Raw genomic sequence first — 18,518 nt, 5'->3', positions numbered from 1 at the left:
TTTTTAAAGATCACAAATGTAGTGATTTTCTTTTTCCTTTGTTATTTTTGCACCCATGAAATCAAAGAAACGTGTATTATTGGGTATGAGTGGAGGTACGGACAGTTCCGTTGCCGCCATGTTATTGCAGGAAGCCGGTTATGAAGTTACTGGTGTGACGTTTCGTTTCTATGATTCGGAAGGCTTTGAGGAGTCTCTGGATGATGCTCGTACTCTTGCTTCCCGCCTGAATATCCCGCATATCATTTATGATGCCCGCGAATTATTCCGTGAACGTATAATCCGTTACTTTATAGGTGAATATCTTTCTGCCCGTACTCCTGTTCCTTGTACGCTTTGTAATAATGAACTGAAATGGCCGTTACTGGCAAAGATAGCCGATGAAATGGGTATTTATTGGATTTCAACCGGACACTATGTTCGCAAGGTCTTTCAAGATAACCATTATTTTATAGCTCCTGCTGCCGATCGGGACAAGGATCAGACTTTCTTTCTTTGGGGGCTTAAACAAGATATTCTGGAACGTATGATCCTTCCGATGGGGGATTGGACTAAAGATGAAGTCCGTACCTATGCTGCCGGACGAGGCTTTGAACGAGCGGCAACAAAGAAGGATAGTCTCGGCGTTTGCTTTTGCCCAATGGATTACCGCTCTTTTCTACAACGTGAAGTTCCGCAGGAGCTTTTGCCGGGGAAAGGCAGATTTCTCGATGAAAGCGGTACTTTTTTAGGCTGGCATGAAGGATATCCTTTCTACACAATTGGTCAGCGTCGAGGGTTGGGTATTTATATGAACCGGGCTGTCTTCGTGAAAGAGATACATAAAGCATCGAATGAGGTAATACTTGCTCCCCTTGCTTCCCTTTATAAAAAAGAAATGTTGCTGAAGGATTGGAACATTGTGGATACTTCCCGCTTACTAAACTCCCCAAATGTTATCGTCAAGATTCGCTATCGTAAACAAGCCAATTATTGTACAGTCGGCATTACAGCGGAGAATCTTCTCCATGTACAACTTCACGAACTGTTGGAGTCTATAGCTTCCGGTCAGGCTGCCGCTTTTTATGATGAGGATGGCCTACTGTTGGGAGGAGGCATTATTATATAATCATTCTTTTATTTGTTCTTGAACAAAAAAATAGTTTACTCTGTTTGAAATAGAAAGACGTCTATTTTTTACGAAACAATTAAAACGAATAACAGTATGAAACGTATATATTTGATGATGCTATTTGCCACCTTGGCAATGATCGTCTCTGCCCAAACGGACGATAAAGGATACAAAGAAGGAGCATGGGTACTGAAAGGTGTGACGGGTGTGAACATGTCCCAAACTGCTATGACAAACTGGTCAGCTGGTGGTGAAAACTCTGTGGCCGGGAATGCTTACCTGAATGGTTCGCTGACGCATAAGAACGGAGACTGGCTGTGGGTAACGAACTTGGTGCTGGATTATGGTTTGTCGAAGACCAAATCTCAGGGGATGAGAAAGAGTACCGATAAGATTGGATTATCTACCCAGTTGGGATATGCAGCTACCAAAGTTTGGTACTATACGCTTATGGCTGACCTGAATACTCAGTTTGCCAAAGGTTATAATTATCCGGACAAGAGTCACTATATCTCCAATTTCTTCGCTCCCGCTTATTCCAATGTTGCTTTAGGTATGGAATATAGACCGAAAAGTAACTATTCTATTTTCCTTTCACCGGCTTCTACCAAGATGACCTTTGTGTGCGATGATTATCTCTCTGATTTAGGTTCCTTTGGAGTTGATCCGGGTGATCACTTTAAGATTGAAGCGGGTGCTTTCCTGAAAGCCCGTGCAGAATTACCAGTCATGGAGAATGTGAACCTGATTACTACGGCTGACTTCTTTACTCCTTATAATAAAGACTTTGGCAATGTAGATGTAAACTGGGATGTACTTATCAGCATGAAGATTAATAAAGTGCTTTCGGCAACTCTGAATATGACTTTGAAGTATGACAATGATGTGAAAACCTTTACTGATGAGGGCGTTGAAAGAGGTCCAAAGGTACAATTCAAAGAGATACTGGGTGTTGGATTGGCTTATAATTTCTGATTGCCTGGGACGATTGTCTGTTTTTCCTGCTGAAATAATAAATAGGAAAGGCCATACTGATTAAAGTTAGTATGGCCTTTCCTACTATAGTATTACTTTATAATTTTATTTGTTCAGTTCTAACATCTCTTCAATATATACTCTTGTATTGCTGAGGCGCGGTACTTTATGTTGTCCGCCCAACTTTCCTTTTTGTGCCAACCAATCATGGAACAAGTCTTTACGGGCAATAATAACTTCCAGGGGTTGCAGGGCAATGTTCTTTTGGCGTTTAGCTTCGTAATCGGAGTTGACTTCTTTCAATGTATCATCCAGTATCTTGGCAAAGTTCTCCACGCTATCCGGCATCTGAGCAAACTCGATCAACCATTGATGGCGGCATTTGGCTTTAGCATCCATAAATACAGGAGCAGCCGAATAATCGGAAATCAATGCTCCGGTCGCTTCACAAGCTTTAGCTAACCCTCTTTCTGCGTTATCCACAATCAATTCTTCGCCGAAGGCATTGATGAAATGCTTGGTACGTCCGGTAATGACGAACTTATATGGGTCTTTCTGTGTGAATTTTACAGTATCTCCAATCATATAGCGCCACAATCCTGCAGATGTAGAGATGACCAGTGCATAATTCTTGTCTACTTCGACTTCCTCCAGACAATAGATGCGGGGATTCTCTTTTCCCACATCTTCCAATGGAATAAATTCGTAGAAAATACCATAGTCAATCATCAGCAGCATAGCCGGATCATTCGGATCGTTCTGTGTCCCGAAATATCCTTCAGAAGCATTGTACGTTTCCACGTAATGCATCTTGGACGAGCGGATTACTTCTTTATATTGTTCGCGGTAAGGTGTAAAGGCAACGCCCCCATGGAAGAAGACTTCCAGATTGGGCCATATTTCCTCCAGAGATTCTTTGCCGGTCTTTTCAAGAATACGCTTGATGAGTACCAACATCCACGAAGGAACGCCGGAGAGGCTGGTTACATTCTTCGAAACAGCACTGTTGGCAATGGCTTCTATTTTCTTTTCAAAGTCGCTCATGAGAGCGATCTTCTTGCTTGGAACGCGAACACAGTTTACTAATGGATGTATATTTTGAATCAGAATAGCAGAAAGGTCGCCCACGAGCCCATGTCTGGAATTGAGGTTGGGGCTATGGCTTCCACCTAAAATGAGACCTTGTCCGGAGAAGAAACGGCTGTCGGGGTTCTGTGCCAGATAAAGAGTAACTGCATCTTTGCCACCTTGGTAGTGTGTATCGTTCAGGGACTCTTTGCTGACGGGCAGGAATTTGCTTTTATCGTTTGTGGTACCCGAAGATTTGGCAAACCAGCGTATCTCTGATGACCAGAGCAGGTTTTGTTCTCCTGCACGCAGGCGTTCCACATACGGCTTTACCTCTTCGTAAGTCTGTATGGGCAGTCTGTTTCTAAAGTCTTCATAAGTATGAATGCTTTTATAATCATATTTCTTTCCCCATTCTGTATTCTCGGCCATGCGCACCAGACGGTTCAACACTTGGTGTTGCAGCTCTTCTGCACGGTTGGCATATAAATCGATTTTTTTCAGGCGAGGGGTAAAATACACCTTATTCAGCAATGTTGTGATATTCATCTCTCTTAGCTAAAACTATTTTGTAGCGCAAAAATAATCTTATTTATTGGCTTCTCTATCTTTTTTCTCTTTTTTTTCTATCTTTACGGACGTATTCAGTTGACAAGTTAACAAGTTGACCAGTTAGCAAGACAAAAAGACAAGTTTACCTGTACCTGATACCCTTCAACTTGTTCCCTAAAAAAGGTAGTTATGAGAATCGGAATTTTGACTTCGGGAGGCGATTGTCCCGGCATTAATGCCACCATTCGTGGAGTATGCAAGACTGCAATCAATCATTATGGAATGGAAGTAATAGGTATTCATAGCGGCTTTCAAGGATTGCTGACTAAAGATGTGGAGTCGTTTACCGATAAATCTTTGTCCGGTTTATTGAATCAGGGCGGGACGATGCTGGGCACTTCCCGTGAAAAGCCTTTCAAGAAGAATGGTGTGATGTCCGATGTGAATAAACCGGCACTTATTGAACAGAACGTGAAAGAATTAGGGCTGGATTGCGTGGTCTGTATCGGTGGTAATGGTACGCAGAAAACTGCTGCGAAACTGGCTGCCATGGGACTGAATATTGTTTCCGTACCCAAGACGATTGATAATGATATTTGGGGAACCGATTTCTCTTTCGGATTTGATTCTGCTGTGAGCATTGCTACGGATGCCATCGATCGGTTGCACTCTACCGCCAGTTCGCACAAACGGGTGATGGTGATTGAAGTGATGGGACATAAGGCTGGCTGGATTGCACTTTATTCCGGTATGGCAGGTGGTGGAGATGTGATCCTGATACCCGAAATCCCTTATAATATCCATAATATAGGAGAGACGATCCTGAACCGTTTAAAGAAAGGGAAACCTTATTCCATTGTAGTGGTTGCCGAAGGTATACAGACGGATGGACGAAAACGTGCTGCCGAGTACATTGCTCAGGAGATAGAGTACGAGACGGGTATAGAAACCCGTGAAACGGTGCTTGGTTATATTCAACGTGGAGGTTCACCTACGCCTTTCGACCGGAATCTGTCTACCCGCATGGGCGGACATGCCACAGAACTAATAGCTACAGAGCAATTCGGTAGAATGATTACATTGAAAGGGGATGAAATTTCTTCTGCACCTCTGGATGAGATAGCCGGAAAGCTGAAGTTGGTAACGGAAGATAACGACCTTGTGGTTCAAGGGCGACGGATGGGAATCTGCTTTGGTTGAAATACGGGCGAATGATTATTCGCTCACCTCGTGTTCGGTTACTGAAGTAACTTCCTGATTCTCTTCAATCAGGGCACTCTCAATAATTTCTTCAGCTTCTTCCGTATTTTCCTGCTGATGGTTTTGCGCTTTAGTTGCCTCAATCTGTTCTTTGAAGGCGGCATCATTCTTTATTTTCTTTAAAGCAGCCTGCGCAGCATTTTGTTGGGACTCTTTTTTAGAATATCCTGTTCCTTTTCCTGCTGGTATGCCTTCGATGCGTATTTCGGTGTGGAACATAGGATTGTAGTCTTCGTCAAGGAATTGTTCGATAAGTTCAAATGAAACTTCAACTTTGCTCTTTTGGCTCCATTCAATCAGCTTCGATTTAAAATTCACCTCTTTGCGTGACATCTTATCAAGGTCGATGTAATTCTTGAATATCTTTTCTTCCATGAACCGCTTACAGCGTTTGTACCCCTGGTCCAAGTAGATAGCGCCGATAAATGCTTCGAAAGCATTTCCGTACATATAGCTGTTGTGCGAGGAAGAACGGGTGGAGTATTTTACCAGTTTGTCCAAACCGATTTCTACCGCCAGTTTATTGAGTGTCTCCCGTTGTACGATTTTGGAACGTGTATTTGTGAGGAAGCCCTCGCGGCGGCCTTCAAAATGCTTGTAGACAATATCTCCCACGATGGCGTCAAGAATGGCGTCACCCAGGAACTCCAGTCGCTCATTATTTAAAGGGCGGCCTTTCTCCGAACGGATGGAGGTAGATTTGTGCAGCAATGCCTGCTGATATAGCTGGATGTTGCGGGGATAGAATCCCAGTATCTTATAAAAACAAAGATAAGACTCTTTGTCCTTACGGAATAGGAGCCTTATCTTGTCTATTTGATTACGTAACACGACTGATTATTCTGCGTATTTTTTGAAAATAACACATGCGTTATGACCACCAAATCCAAATGTATTGGACAGAGCTACGTTCACTTCGCGCTTTTGAGCCTTGTTGAACGTAAGGTTCAGGTCATAGTCGATGTTTTCGTCGTTATCACCCTCTTCGTGGTTGATAGTCGGAGGTACAATGCCATTCTTGATCGCAAGAATACTTGCGATGGCTTCTACCGCACCGGCGGCACCCAGCAAGTGACCGGTCATGGATTTTGTTGAACTGATGTTCAAGTCAAATGCATGTTGACCAAATACCTCTTTAATAGCTTTAGCTTCCGATATATCACCTACAGGAGTAGAAGTACCGTGAACATTGATATAATCTACTTCTTCGGGTTTCATTTCGGCATCTTCCAACGCGTTTCTCATCACTAACTTGGCTCCTAGTCCTTCCGGATGTGAAGCGGTCAGATGGTGAGCGTCGGCAGACATTCCTACACCGGCAACTTCTGCATAAATCTTAGCACCACGTGCTTTGGCATGTTCCAGTTCTTCAAGAACCAGACAGCCACCACCTTCACCCATCACGAAACCGTCGCGACTTGCGCTGAACGGACGGGATGCTGTTGTGGGAGATTCATTGCGGGTTGATAATGCATGCATGGCATTGAAACCGCCTACACCGCCAACGGTGATTGCAGCTTCCGAACCACCACTTACAATAACATTGGCCTTGCCTAAACGAATCAGGTTGAAGGCATCAGCGATAGCATTTGTGGAAGTAGCGCATGCAGAGCAAGTTGCGTAGTTGGGCCCGTGAAAACCGTACATAATAGAAATCTGCCCTGCAGCAATATCCGAAATCATCTTGGGGATGAAGAACGGATTGAACTTAGGACCGTTTTCTTTACCGGTCAAGGCATAATTACCTACCTCTTCTTCGAATGTACGGATTCCACCGATACCGGCGCCAAAGATGACACCGATTCTGTTTAAGTCCTCATTTTCGACGTCAAGACCAGAATCATTAACCGCTTCTTTAGCTACAGCAATGGCATATTGTGTATACAAGTCCATTTTGCGGGCTTCTTTGCGGTCGATATAGTTGGTTGCATCGAAGTTCTTCACTTCGCAGGCAAATTGAGTCTTGAAAAGGGAAGCATCGAAATGAGTAATAGGTCCAGCTCCACTAACCCCATTCACAAGGTTCTCCCAAAATTCGGGAACGCTGTTGCCAATGGGAGTAATGGCGCCAAGACCTGTTACTACAACTCTTTTTAATTCCATATTAAATTGATGGATAGAATTACTTAGCGTGTTCTTCGATGTAAGAAACGGCGTCGCCTACAGTACCAATCTTTTCAGCTTGGTCATCCGGAATTGAGATACCGAATTCCTTTTCGAATTCCATGATAAGTTCTACAGTGTCAAGAGAATCAGCTCCTAAATCGTTAGTGAAGCTAGCTTCGTTAGTAACTTCTGATTCTTCAACGCCTAATTTGTCGACGATAATCGCTTTCACTCTTGATGCAATTTCAGACATAACTTTAAGTTTTTAATTAATAATTAGTTTTATTTCTTTAAATTTGCGGGGCAAAGGAATAAATATTTATCGTCACTCGCAAATATTTGGGGAATTAAATGCAATGTTTTGCACATTTTTCACGGTTTTGTGCACTAAAAGGAAGATTTATGAGGAAAAAGATCGCTGTTTTAGCATCGGGAAACGGAACGAATGCCGAAAATATCATTCGTTATTTCCAGGAAAAAAGTTTGGCTTGTGTAGCCCTGGTTTTGACTAATCGTCAGAGTGCGTTTGTTTTAGAGCGCTCACGCGGGCTTGGAGTGCCTTGCTTTTATTTTTCCAAGGGTGATTGGGAGAACGGAGAGCCGGTTTTATCGGTGTTGCAGGAGCACAATATTGATTTTGTAGTGCTGGCCGGATTTCTGGCTCGTATACCAGACTCTATTTTGCATGCTTATCCCAATAAAATGATAAATATACATCCTTCATTGTTGCCAAAGTTCGGTGGAAAGGGAATGTATGGCGACCGCGTACACGAAGCTGTGATTGCTGCGGGTGAAAAAGAGAGTGGTATTACTATACACTATACGAATGAGCATTATGATGAAGGTGCCATTATTTGCCAGGTGAAATGTCCGGTGTTGCCGGAAGATACTCCCGATGAACTGGCACAACGTATTCATGTGCTGGAATATGATACTTATCCCAAAGTAATAGAAAAATTACTGGAATCCGAGGTCTAAGACTTTGTTCAAGGACTTACCTGAACTGTATCAAGTCCGTATCATCTCCGTATCTATACGCTTGGAGTTGGTACGGACTTGGTACGGACTTGACACGGACTTGGTATGAAGTTGCTATGAAATCACTACGCGGAAGGCTGTTTTCTCTCTTCTCAGCGGATAATCTCCTCTTAATTTCTCAAATAATTCCGGATGCTGTTTTAAGGCTTCACTGTCCCTTCTTGGATCATACATCTGTAGGTAGGCTTCTGTTTCGGTAGTTGCAGTGATCATCGGGTTCTCCGGTTCAGGTGGAACAATTCGGTAATCGGCCTGTATGTCAAAGTGCTGGCAAAGAGAATCCAACGACATGCGGGTGGCGTTTGCTTTTCCATCTGCTGAATATCCGGCAATATGCGGCGTCCCGATGAATACCTTATTTAATAAGGTGAGATTAATATCCGGTTCGTTTTCCCATACATCAATGACGGCATCTGAGATTAATCCGTTTTTGAGAGCCTCCAATAAAGCATTCGTTTCAATAACTTCCCCTCGGGAAGTGTTGATGATGATGGGGGAGCGCTTCAGTGAGCGGAAGAATGACTGGTCTGCCAGATGGAGAGTCTTATATTTCCCTTCCTTATATAAAGGTACGTGGAATGTGAGGACGTCGCACTTTTCGGCAAGGAATTGTAGGGAACTGAAGCCGGCACTTCCTTCTTCATCTTCTCGTGGCAAGTCATTCAGTAATACTCGCATGCCCAGTTCACGAGCCACCTCCGCTACTTTACTGCCTACGTTACCTACTCCGACAATGCCTATAGCCATTTCGGATAGCTTCTTTCCTTTCAGGAGTTCTGTTAGCAAAAGTGTGGATTGCAGGTATTGGGCTACGGATGCGGAGTTACAGCCTGGTGCATTCTTCCATACGATGCCTGCCTGATGACAATATTCTGTGTCTATATGATCGAAGCCGATTGTGGCTGTGGCAATGAACCGAACCCGACTCCCTTCTAATAATTTCCGGTTGCAATGGGTGCGTGTGCGAATGATCAACGCGTCTGCATCTTTCACTAAGGAAGCTGTGAAGTCCTTTCCGGGGACATATATTACTTCATCCGCTATCTTTTCGATAGCTTCCTTTATAAAAGGTATTTTATTGTCGACAATGACTTTCATTTCTGTATTTTTTTTCTATATTTGTTGCAGGCAAAGTTAGTCATAAAAGCGGTAAACTGTTTGGCTGTGTGCTAAATAATACATAACTTTGTCAACTTGTACAAATATTAGGATTTGTAGAATAAAGATAAAACAGTTATAAGGAATGAAGTGTATCCATATCATTACGCCTGTAAAGGATTCCATTGAGTTGACTTTACAGACGGTAGATGCTATTATGGCATCTGACGTGAAGACTCCTTTTACATATACCGTTTACAATGATTTCAGTACGGAGGAGAATACGGCCAGGTTGCGGGAAGCATCCGGGAGACTGGGTTTCGAATTGGTAAACCTTGCGGATGTCACAAGCCACCCTTCGCCTAACTATCTTCTGATTCTGCAAATGTCACAAGAACGTGCTATTGCGGAAGAAGCCGGATTGGTAATTGTGGAATCTGATGTGGTGGTAAAGAAAGATACTTTGCAATCTTTGTTCGATGGCGCTTTGGAAAGAAAAGATTGTGGAATTGCTGCTGCTGTCACCGTAGATGAGAAAGGTGATATAAACTATCCTTATTTGTTTGCAAAAGGGCGAGAGAATCAGGTGTTTCCCGAAAAGAAACATTGCAGCTTCTGTTGCTCGTTACTGACGTTGAATTTCCTCCGTTCGTTTGATTTTCATCAGCTGAGTCTTGAAAAGAATTGGCACGATGTAACAATTTCCCATCAATCATTGAAAGAGGGATTCAAAAACTATCTGTTTACTACGCTTCCGGTGTGGCATCGTCCGCATGGTAGCCGTCCGTGGAAGCAATTAAAGTATAAAAATCCATTGAAGTATTACTGGTTAAAGTATACCAAAGGACTGGATAAAATTTGAAAATATTATGGAGTATCGATTGGTTTCTATTATTATACCTATTTATAATATGGCAAAGTATCTGCACGAGACTTTGGATTCGGTGCTTGCTTCAGATTATCCTAATTTTGAAGTAATACTGATGGATGACGGCTCGACAGATAATTCTTTGGACATTGCCAAAGAGTATGCGGAAAAAGATACACGGGTAAGTGTACATACCCAGTCGAATAGTGGTCCGTGTGTTGCCCGTAATAATGCTATATCATTGTCTCATGGCGAATACATATTGCCGGTAGACGCGGATAACCGGATCAGTCCGACATTCATAAGCCATGCTGTAGTAGAATTGGAACGAGACCCGGATGTTAAAGTGGTCTGTCCGCGAGCCGAATTTATAGGCGACCGTAGTGGTGAATGGAAGTTACCACCCTTCTCTTTGAAGCTGTTGGCACGTAAGAATATGATTGATACCTGTGCACTCTACAGAAAAACAGAATGGGAAAGAGTAGGTGGGTACTGCGAAGAGATCATTGCACGTGAGGATTGGGAATTCTGGATATCTGTACTGAAAGATGGTGGCAAAGTGGTCCGTTTGCCTCAGATAGAATTGTATTATCGCGTACGTGCCGGGTCCAAAAGAATTGTAGACCGTTCGTTGAAGCCACATGTTACGAAAGTGCTTAACAAGCGTCATGCTGAATTTTTTGAACGGGAGTTAGGAGGAAAGTTGCGTTCTGTACGTTCCTGGTCCAGGTGGATCAATCGTATTGAGCGTTTTTTTCGTCCACGGTGCATGGCTGTAGCTCCTGATTATTCAAATATGAGTGACTTTGTGAAAGTGCTTCCGGTTATTTTTGAAGATCGGGGTACTGTTATTTATAAAGGAAGAAATGAATTGAGGGAGTTTGATATAGCAGGGCAGAAAGTGGTGGTTAAATCTTTCCAGATACCTCACCTGCTGAATCGGATTATTTATAATTTTTTCCGGGAATCTAAGGCACGGCGTTCATTTCGCTATGCGGCCATGTTGCGGCAGTTTAATATAGGATCGCCCGCACCCATTGGTTTCTGCTCGGTTTCCAGTTGGTTCTTGTTCGGAAAGAGTTATTTTGTATCGTTAAGGTCGGAATGCCCTTATACTTACCGGGATCTTCCACAACGTCCTTTTGAGGAACAGGAAAAAATACTTCGCGCCATAGCCCGTACCACTGCTGTTTTGCATGAACATGGAATTTTGCATAAGGATTATTCGGCAGGGAATATCTTATTTGCAGAAAAGCCGGAGGGCGTCTCCGTAGAGATCATTGATTTGAACCGGATGCGCTTTGGTAAGGTATCTTTGGAAGAAGGGTGCAAGAATTTTGAAAGACTACCTGGTACTGATGAGATGTTTGCTGTGTTAGCGGATGAATATGCCAAATCTCGTGGCTTTGACAAGAAAAAGTGTTTGCAGTTGATAGAGAAAGCTCATAAATCTTCTTCGTCTTTTTCTTCTAAGGCTTCTTGATGTCTGACTTTTGAAGGTAGTTTCTATGTTTGGTCTGCATCTATCCCATGGGTAGAATTATGTAGTAGGTGGGCATAGATTGTTTCTTTCCCTTCGGGGGTGAGCATATTGAATTGCTTCTTATAGGTTAATTTGTGGAAACCATAGTTTGCACTAAATTCCTCCATAGATTTTTCATTAAATGGCATGTTGAGGCATTTGGACAGGTTGCTGATTCTTTGCAGAGGGACGCTGTCGACCATTTCCGTAATAGCTGGGATATTTTCATAGGCTATGCTAACGAGATAATCGAAGAATAAGTAAGTGACGATTTGTTGATGATTCTTCCAATAACTATAGAACATGTCCAGTAGGAAAGCGGGTAGAATATTGTCTTTACCACATGCTATAAAAAAGACTGTCCACTTGCCGTTTGCCACATTGGTGTTTTTTGCCGTATGATGGCAAGTGTAGAAATCGGTATCGGGATTCATTATTGAGTCTACATCTCTGGTAAAAAGTAGGGTGCTGTCAGCCCATATTCCTCCATGTTCTTTAAGCAGATTAATCCTTAGCATGTCACTGAAATGGGTGAGACTTATTTCGTGGTTTTTCACTTTTTGCAAGATATAATCCGGCATTGTAGCGTATTCCTGATAGTTTTGCTCTGTGATTAATATGACAGGATGTTGACCTGCATGATGTTTTGCAGAGGCGTAACAGACTTTAACGATATCAGGCATGTTCGCTTCTCCTTGCCACCAGCATGTCCAGATGGGGCATGTCTTGTCAATCGGACTTTTTCCGGTACTTGCTTCTTTGTATTTCTTTATAATATTTTTTGCACCGGACTTCTGAGAAATTACAGTTTTGAAGTATAAGTGTTTACTGTGCTTCAAAAGCTTCTTCTCCACTGATTTGAAAAAGGATTTAACGGGGTTGATATCTGGATTTGTAGAGTTCATGCTTCTGTATTATAACTGATTACTGGTACAAAGATATAGGTTTAGAGGGAATGTCACTTCCTTTTTTGAAAAATCTATTTCTTTTTATTTGTTAGCATATGTGGTTTTTATTTGCTCAATCAGTTCTTTTTCTTTGGAACTGAATTTACGGGCAAATAATCTGTCTGAAGCGATTAGTTCATTATAGTCCTGAGATTGCCATGTATAAGGGTTTCCTCTGTTCCAGTCAATCAGTCGCATGTTTCCTGCATCATCTTCATTAGCTTTGTATATGTTCTCTTTAAAAGGAGAATTCCATAATATGGTTTGAAGAAAAATTTCATCGGGACACAACGTGTATTTGAAGCGTTGAAGTACAAAGGATTTCTTTTCTATCAGATGCTGACAGAAGCCTTGAGTAATACTGAACCAATTGGGACCCTTTTTAAATTCGACTTCTTGTTTTCTGTGAAATCGAATAAGTTTTTGTACAATGAGTGCAAGGTTGTGGCATGGTGCAGTTATGATGTGCCATTTACTGTTGCTACGCTTGAGGCTCTTTGTGAAAAAGTAGTATCGGGAGATTTTACGATTCAAATCTTTCTGGTGTTTATCTCCCAACCAATAACTGACAAATTCCTTACCAGAATTGGCTTGAAAGAAAGAATGGATATAATCTTGTGTTTGTATAGGCAGGTCTACACCTGAAAGCAAGTGGTAGTAGTCATAAGTGCTATGCTTGGCGGCAGTTTCAAGTAACAGATATTCTGTTTCTACTTGGCTGATGTCTCCCCAGTATACTTTATTGCGGGTAGGTAATAGAAATAATCGGGCTTTCTGTGTACATAGAAGACAGGCTCTTTTATACAGTTCTGTTGAGCGGCGGTCGATATGTAGATAAATATCATTTCGCTCGTCATCAATCATGGATAAAAGCGTTTCTAACACCGGATATTCGTTGTGGACGATGATTAGATAAGCATGTTTCATTACACTATTTGTTGAAGTGTTGTTTGAAGAAATCGGGAATAGTATTGTCAGTTTTGATATATCCGTCGCGTTGCAACTGATCATAAGAGTTTGCTCCGATGATCTTATCATATTCTATTTCTAATTGCTGATTCTTATACAACTGATAGAAATAGCGCCAATGCATGCCTATATGTCTGTGGGGATTTTGTTCCAGTTGTTTGCCACCGTTAATCATTTTCTCAAGAAAACGTTCTTTACCACGAATGGAATAGTGGTAAATGCAAATATTACTTTTTCTAAGGCGTTTAGGGAACATGAGCACCTTGTGATTTCCTGTGGAAATCTGAAGGTACGAGGTGGTGCGATGAAGAACTTTTCCTCTTTGTGGTATATAAAGAGAATAGCGCGAAAGATTATAAAAATTGTACTTTAGCGGGTTAATAATTGGAATGATAGCTTGATTCCATTTCCAAAACTGTTTACCTGCTTCCGGATACATATATCTCATGGAACATTTTAGTACATTAGCTCTGGTGGTGGCTAATTCAGTCTTTAGACTGCCGGTAGGAGAGTACCATAACTCATCGGCATCAGCATTGATGACCCAGTCTGCATGAAGTTGCTTTTTGGCAATCTTGATCATGCGGTCTACCCATACTTTTTGATTATAATTAGTTGCTTTTTCTATGATAGCTTCTTTTATCCATCCTTCCTTCTGATATTTTTGGATGATTTCAATTGTACCGTCTGTGGAGTTATTATCAGTAATGATAAACCCGTCTACTCCCATAGCCTTATGGAAACACAGATTTTCTTCCAATATATCTTCTTCATTTTTGACCAATAATGTCATAATGAGCTTTGGATTGGATGTACGTCTGAAGGTCTGCGGGACTTCTTCGAGAACATTAGCTATTTTGTTTAAAAGAGGCATTAGCATTAACTTAAAATCATTGTTTAGGTTGCGATTTTACAAAGATATACTATATTTTGATACAATGATTTATTCTTGGTGAATAAATCAATGAACACTTTTAGAATGTTGTTAGTTCAGTTATTTGATTTTTATAGTTTTCTTCTTGTTGATTACTTTATATAGAATCTTACGGAAGAAATAGTGAATGGCATTCTTATTATTAATAACATGCCATCCTTGTTGTTTGGCAAACCGGATGTATTGATCACGGAAAGGACTGTCGCAGTTGTACATCCATGGTTTGCGTTTTCCTGTGAAATGGATAATAGCAGGAGATTTTAAAGCATCATCCCAATCTTTTTTCCTCTCCGGTTGTACCTCAGGGCTTGCATATAAAAAGAAATCCATCAGATTCCAGCGAATAGAAATAAATTGTTTTTCTTTATAAAGCAATGCGTTCAAAACATCCTGGTCGTGCAATTTTATATTTTCATAATTGGATGCGATATAGCTTTTGCATGCCTCTACAAATTTTTTCTCTCTCCATTTCTGAAGATTTATCAACATTACTCCCGAGTTGAAGTAAGAGTACTCAACGGGATATTTCAGTGTGACAGGTGATTCGGTATCGAATGGTGACCTTTCTTCAACGGCAGCTACGGCAATATTATCGATATTTTTCTCCCATAATTCTTTAATAGAGTCGACAACGATCAAGTCACAATCCAGATATAGAATTTTGTTTATATTACTGGGTATAAGCTCTGACATGAAAAGCCTTAAGTAGGCGGCGAGAGACAGGTGATCCTGTTTCCTAATAGGGAAATCCTTAATGAGTGAATAGTCTACGTCATAAAAATAAACTTCAGCTTGATGTTTTTCGCAAAAAACTTTCAGCCTTTTTTTTCCAGCCTTTTCGACCTTACTGCTACAAATGATGTGTACGCGGAATTTCTCATCTGGAGTATGTACGAACAGGCTTGCTAACATTACACCACAATATTCAATGTAGTTTTCGTCTATGCTACAAACAATATCTATCATAGTTCTTTAGGTTATTATAGTCTATATAAGTATGCAAAGGTACGTATTATAGCAGAAAAAATGTAGATTATAGATATATTTTTTTTCATGCGACGAGGATTATCTTCTTCATATTGCTACTTGGAATGATGGCGCTTTAAATATTTGTGGCGATAATAAGCGATAAATAATACTGGAAAATACTTATATAAGAAGGCATAACGACCTTCTCTCTTCGTATGTACGAGTGGGGTTAATCCTGCCTTTTTCATTTGCTTTACCATTTTTCCCTGAGCTTTGCTTTTGATGGCAAAACTATTATTTAGATTTTCCATTAGCCTTAAAGATATATGCTCGCTCAAGGTAAAGGCTACGTCTTCTTCTTTCACGTATTTTTGGGTGAACTGATTGAGATTGTCCATTGCCTTTATTTTATCGAAAAGACCATACTCTTTATAGTTTTGCATGAATGAAGATTCATTTTGTACATAATTATAGCAGATCAATGGCAGATGCATGATTTTTTCTGCAAAGTAGAATACGCGGGGAATAAATTCTTCATCTTCATGTCGTATATTGATGAATTTGAAATTCATTTTCAGCATATATTCTCTACGATAGGCAAGCATCCAGACTGCAGCGGGCATATAACCGGTTTTTATGAATGACTTGCCAGAGACGATGCCCCGTGGGCAAAACTTACGTGCTTCATAATCAAAACCTTTCAAAAGTTTATTTTGATTCCCCCAATGATTATAGTCGAATAGAAGAATGTCTAAGTCGTTCTTTAATATTGCTTCATAGATTTTTGCTATTGAGTTTGTGCAGAAATAATCGTCAGCATCGGCAAATAATATAATTTCTCCTTGAGCGATATCCATGCCGAGATTTCTTGCCGCACTTACCCCTTGGTTGGTAGTCGTGATACTTTTTATAGTAGGGTACTCCCTAGATAATTCTTGTATAATACCAGCTGTCTGGTCTGTGGAGCCATCATTGATTACGATGATTTCGTATTCATTGTGCGAGATATCTTGTTGTAATGCTGATAACACACATTTTCTGATTTGCTTTTCCGCATTGTATGCAGGAATAATGATAGAAATCTTCATGGCTCTTATTATTATTTGTTTAAAAAAGGACGATATAATATACTGTTGTATACATCTTCTGTATGATCGTGCCGGGAGGAAAAAAGAGTATTTAGTTTCAATAAATAGCGAACTAACCTATATGCTCTTTTTTGAAATTTCTTTGTATGGTTCATGGTTGGAATAATGGTCTTGAAATCCGACTTTTTATATTCCAATATATCAATGTATGTAGAATAAAGCTGCGGTGAGAGGTTTTCCTGGAGCCACTTTAATCGTTCAGTTTGTACATCGATGTAGTTGGAACTGATTCCTGTAGCATCACACTCAGCGATAGTTAGGGGGATGTGTTTGTAGCTGCACCTTTCCATGATGATAGACTGGAAACTATGTCCCCAATCTGCAATTATTTTATATTGGGTGTCATATAATTTATTGATAAAAAGAGAATGATGAATAAAGCACGCTTGATGTGCTAACGCATTATAAAAAAAGAAAACTAAGTCGGGATAATCAGGTCCCGCTTCTTTTCTCTGTTCATGATCGTTTACTAAGACCATGTCTCCATAGATATATTTTGTCCCATCAAATGGAATATCTTTGAGAATGTTTCCTTGTAAGCAGTCTCCTGAATTTAGGAAATAAAGATATTCTCCTTTGGCTTGCCTGATTCCTTTATTCATTCCATCATAGATTCCTTTGTCTTTCTCAGAAACCCAGTAAGTCAGGTGGGTATTTTTTTCTGAATATTTCTTGATGGTTTCCTGGCTTCCATCATTGGAATCAGCATCTATGATGATATGTTCATAGCTGGTGTATGATTGCACTTCGATGCTGCGCAATGTTTTCTTAAGTCCTTCATTGTTATTGAAGTTGACTGTGATGATACTGATAGTCGGAGTTCTCATTTAATGGACGTTTTTGGATTTAGAGTTTCATTTAAGACTTTTTGATATACTTTCTCTGTTTCTCGGGTTGCTTTTTCCCAGGAGTATAATTGTAACCGCTCTATTCCTGCTGCTACTAAAGAAGCACGTTTTTCGCTATCACCTATGATTTCTGTCAGTGTTTGAACCATTGATTCTATAGAGTAAGGATCAAAGTAGGCACCGGCATTGCCGGCTATTTCGGGGAAACAGCTGGTGTTACTTAAGACTACAGGACATTTACAGGCATAAGCTTCCAGGACTGGGATGCCAAAGCCTTCGTATAGTGATGGAAATACAAAGAGGAGTGCCCTGCCGTATAATTCATTCAGGTTTCTATCGTTTATTGAAATTTGTATGATCTTGTCTGTGATATTCAATTTATCTATCAACTTCTTTTCTTCCCAGTTGAATGGATGCCCTGTACAAAGCAAATATAAATCTTGGTCTGTTTTGTGGATGATTGCAAGAGCTTCTAATAAACGTTGGAAATTTTTGTAAAGAGTTCGGTCTCCTACAAATAAAATATAGCGATTAGGGAGTGACAATTCATCTTTCCCATGATGGGACTTTATACTTGTTCCATGATAGATAACGTCAATTTTTTGAGGATCAATATTTAATATATTAACGATATCTTTCTTTGTATTTTCACTAATTGCAATAATCCGGCTGGCTTTTGTAATCACTTCTTTTTTCTGCGCCATGACCTCTTTAGCATCATGGAAATATTCGGGAAACAGTTCATGAATCATGTCATGCACTGTTATTACATAGGGGTGGTCACCAATATGCTCAAGGAAAGAAGGATTGTAGTAGGTCGGGTGAAAAAGATAAGGAGATGACGTTTGAAGTAACCTGTTTGTTAACTTTTGGTTTTCAAGCAAAAGCCGCTTTTTATAATGTTTGAAAAAGAAATGTGGAGCATGGATACGGTGCCTGGCAAGTTTGGCTTGCGCTAAATAATGATTTTCGGTAAAGCGAACAGAAATGTCATATGCCATACCCAGTTTGGATATGATTTCACAAAAATATCGTGAGATTCCACCGAATTTTTGTAGATCGAAGATTTGAGAATCATATAAAATATGAGGTTGTTCCATATTTG

18 protein-coding genes are annotated in these 18,518 nt (G+C 40.6%); 6 read left to right on the top strand and 12 right to left on the bottom strand.

Going from position 1 to position 18,518, the window contains the following annotated elements; all coding sequences use genetic code 11:
• The first annotated feature begins 55 nt into the window (after window positions 1-55).
• Both mnmA and DW182_RS17025 read left to right on the top strand, forming a co-directional pair.
• Window positions 56-1,108 (top strand): tRNA 2-thiouridine(34) synthase MnmA, encoded by a 1,053-nt coding sequence (gene mnmA / locus DW182_RS17030; protein ID WP_115502379.1) that lies wholly within the window; start codon window positions 56-58, stop codon window positions 1,106-1,108.
• 96 nt (window positions 1,109-1,204) lie between these two features.
• The gene (locus DW182_RS17025) at window positions 1,205-2,086 is read left to right on the top strand and encodes a DUF3078 domain-containing protein (protein WP_007661510.1); all 882 of its coding nucleotides are present in this window, start codon (window positions 1,205-1,207) and stop codon (window positions 2,084-2,086) included.
• 105 nt (window positions 2,087-2,191) lie between these two features.
• On the opposite strand, the gene DW182_RS17020 is transcribed toward DW182_RS17025, so the two are convergent.
• Window positions 2,192-3,703 (bottom strand): GH3 auxin-responsive promoter family protein, encoded by a 1,512-nt coding sequence (locus DW182_RS17020; protein WP_007661512.1) that lies wholly within the window; start codon window positions 3,701-3,703, stop codon window positions 2,192-2,194.
• Between the two features lie 192 nt (window positions 3,704-3,895).
• Between DW182_RS17020 and DW182_RS17015 the strand changes: the two genes are divergently transcribed.
• Window positions 3,896-4,906, top strand: coding sequence for an ATP-dependent 6-phosphofructokinase (locus tag DW182_RS17015; RefSeq protein ID WP_007661514.1), 1,011 nt, complete (start codon window positions 3,896-3,898; stop codon window positions 4,904-4,906).
• 15 nt (window positions 4,907-4,921) lie between these two features.
• Here DW182_RS17015 and rnc read toward each other — a convergent pair whose 3' ends face one another.
• Genes rnc through DW182_RS17000 form a run of 3 tightly spaced genes read right to left on the bottom strand, consistent with a single transcriptional unit; the run spans window position 4,922 to window position 7,325 of the window.
• The gene (gene rnc / locus DW182_RS17010) at window positions 4,922-5,797 is read right to left on the bottom strand and encodes a ribonuclease III (RefSeq protein ID WP_044534109.1); all 876 of its coding nucleotides are present in this window, start codon (window positions 5,795-5,797) and stop codon (window positions 4,922-4,924) included.
• A 6-nt stretch (window positions 5,798-5,803) separates the two neighbouring features.
• Window positions 5,804-7,069 (bottom strand): beta-ketoacyl-ACP synthase II, encoded by a 1,266-nt coding sequence (gene fabF, locus DW182_RS17005; protein ID WP_007661518.1) that lies wholly within the window; start codon window positions 7,067-7,069, stop codon window positions 5,804-5,806.
• Window positions 7,070-7,088: 19 nt separating this feature from the next.
• Window positions 7,089-7,325, bottom strand: a complete 237-nt coding sequence (locus DW182_RS17000) for an acyl carrier protein (RefSeq protein ID WP_004291965.1) — start codon at window positions 7,323-7,325, stop codon at window positions 7,089-7,091.
• 149 nt (window positions 7,326-7,474) lie between these two features.
• On the opposite strand from DW182_RS17000, the gene purN reads away from it, so the two are divergent.
• Window positions 7,475-8,050, top strand: coding sequence for a phosphoribosylglycinamide formyltransferase (gene purN / locus DW182_RS16995; RefSeq protein ID WP_007661531.1), 576 nt, complete (start codon window positions 7,475-7,477; stop codon window positions 8,048-8,050).
• A gap of 114 nt (window positions 8,051-8,164) precedes the next feature.
• Here the strand turns inward: purN and pdxB are convergent, their stop codons facing one another.
• A complete protein-coding gene (pdxB, locus tag DW182_RS16990; protein WP_118296275.1) occupies window positions 8,165-9,208 on the bottom strand; it encodes a 4-phosphoerythronate dehydrogenase PdxB in 1,044 nt (347 codons plus the stop codon).
• Between the two features lie 145 nt (window positions 9,209-9,353).
• Between pdxB and DW182_RS16985 the strand changes: the two genes are divergently transcribed.
• Both DW182_RS16985 and DW182_RS16980 read left to right on the top strand, forming a co-directional pair.
• A complete protein-coding gene (locus DW182_RS16985) occupies window positions 9,354-10,070 on the top strand; it encodes a hypothetical protein (protein ID WP_007661534.1) in 717 nt (238 codons plus the stop codon).
• A 7-nt stretch (window positions 10,071-10,077) separates the two neighbouring features.
• Window positions 10,078-11,559 carry a glycosyltransferase gene (locus tag DW182_RS16980; RefSeq protein WP_007661535.1) on the top strand — a complete coding sequence of 494 codons (1,482 nt, stop codon included), beginning with the start codon at window positions 10,078-10,080 and terminating at the stop codon, window positions 11,557-11,559.
• Between the two features lie 23 nt (window positions 11,560-11,582).
• Here the strand turns inward: DW182_RS16980 and DW182_RS16975 are convergent, their stop codons facing one another.
• From DW182_RS16975 to DW182_RS16945, 7 genes are all read right to left on the bottom strand, one after another.
• Window positions 11,583-12,452, bottom strand: coding sequence for a capsular polysaccharide synthesis protein (locus tag DW182_RS16975; RefSeq protein ID WP_232288747.1), 870 nt, complete (start codon window positions 12,450-12,452; stop codon window positions 11,583-11,585).
• A gap of 135 nt (window positions 12,453-12,587) precedes the next feature.
• The gene (locus DW182_RS16970; protein ID WP_115502382.1) at window positions 12,588-13,472 is read right to left on the bottom strand and encodes a beta-1,6-N-acetylglucosaminyltransferase; all 885 of its coding nucleotides are present in this window, start codon (window positions 13,470-13,472) and stop codon (window positions 12,588-12,590) included.
• A 4-nt stretch (window positions 13,473-13,476) separates the two neighbouring features.
• Window positions 13,477-14,394 carry a glycosyltransferase family 2 protein gene (locus DW182_RS16965; protein ID WP_007661538.1) on the bottom strand — a complete coding sequence of 306 codons (918 nt, stop codon included), beginning with the start codon at window positions 14,392-14,394 and terminating at the stop codon, window positions 13,477-13,479.
• Between the two features lie 114 nt (window positions 14,395-14,508).
• Complete coding sequence (locus DW182_RS16960; protein WP_007661540.1) at window positions 14,509-15,414, bottom strand: glycosyltransferase family 8 protein; 906 nt, start codon at window positions 15,412-15,414, stop codon at window positions 14,509-14,511.
• Window positions 15,415-15,530: 116 nt separating this feature from the next.
• Window positions 15,531-16,505, bottom strand: coding sequence for a glycosyltransferase (locus tag DW182_RS16955; protein WP_118296274.1), 975 nt, complete (start codon window positions 16,503-16,505; stop codon window positions 15,531-15,533).
• Window positions 16,506-16,516: 11 nt separating this feature from the next.
• Window positions 16,517-17,392, bottom strand: coding sequence for a glycosyltransferase family 2 protein (locus DW182_RS16950; RefSeq protein ID WP_007661544.1), 876 nt, complete (start codon window positions 17,390-17,392; stop codon window positions 16,517-16,519).
• Window positions 17,389-18,513 (bottom strand): glycosyltransferase family 1 protein, encoded by a 1,125-nt coding sequence (locus tag DW182_RS16945; protein ID WP_044154912.1) that lies wholly within the window; start codon window positions 18,511-18,513, stop codon window positions 17,389-17,391. The genes DW182_RS16950 and DW182_RS16945 overlap by 4 nt, the downstream gene beginning before the upstream one ends.
• Window positions 18,514-18,518 lie beyond the last annotated feature (5 nt).

Origin of the sequence: Bacteroides sp. AM16-24, assembly GCF_003471885.1 — a bacterium.
Classification (GTDB): domain Bacteria; phylum Bacteroidota; class Bacteroidia; order Bacteroidales; family Bacteroidaceae; genus Bacteroides.
Note: the sequence above shows the minus strand (reverse complement) of the source record. Positions and strands in the feature narration are given on the sequence as shown.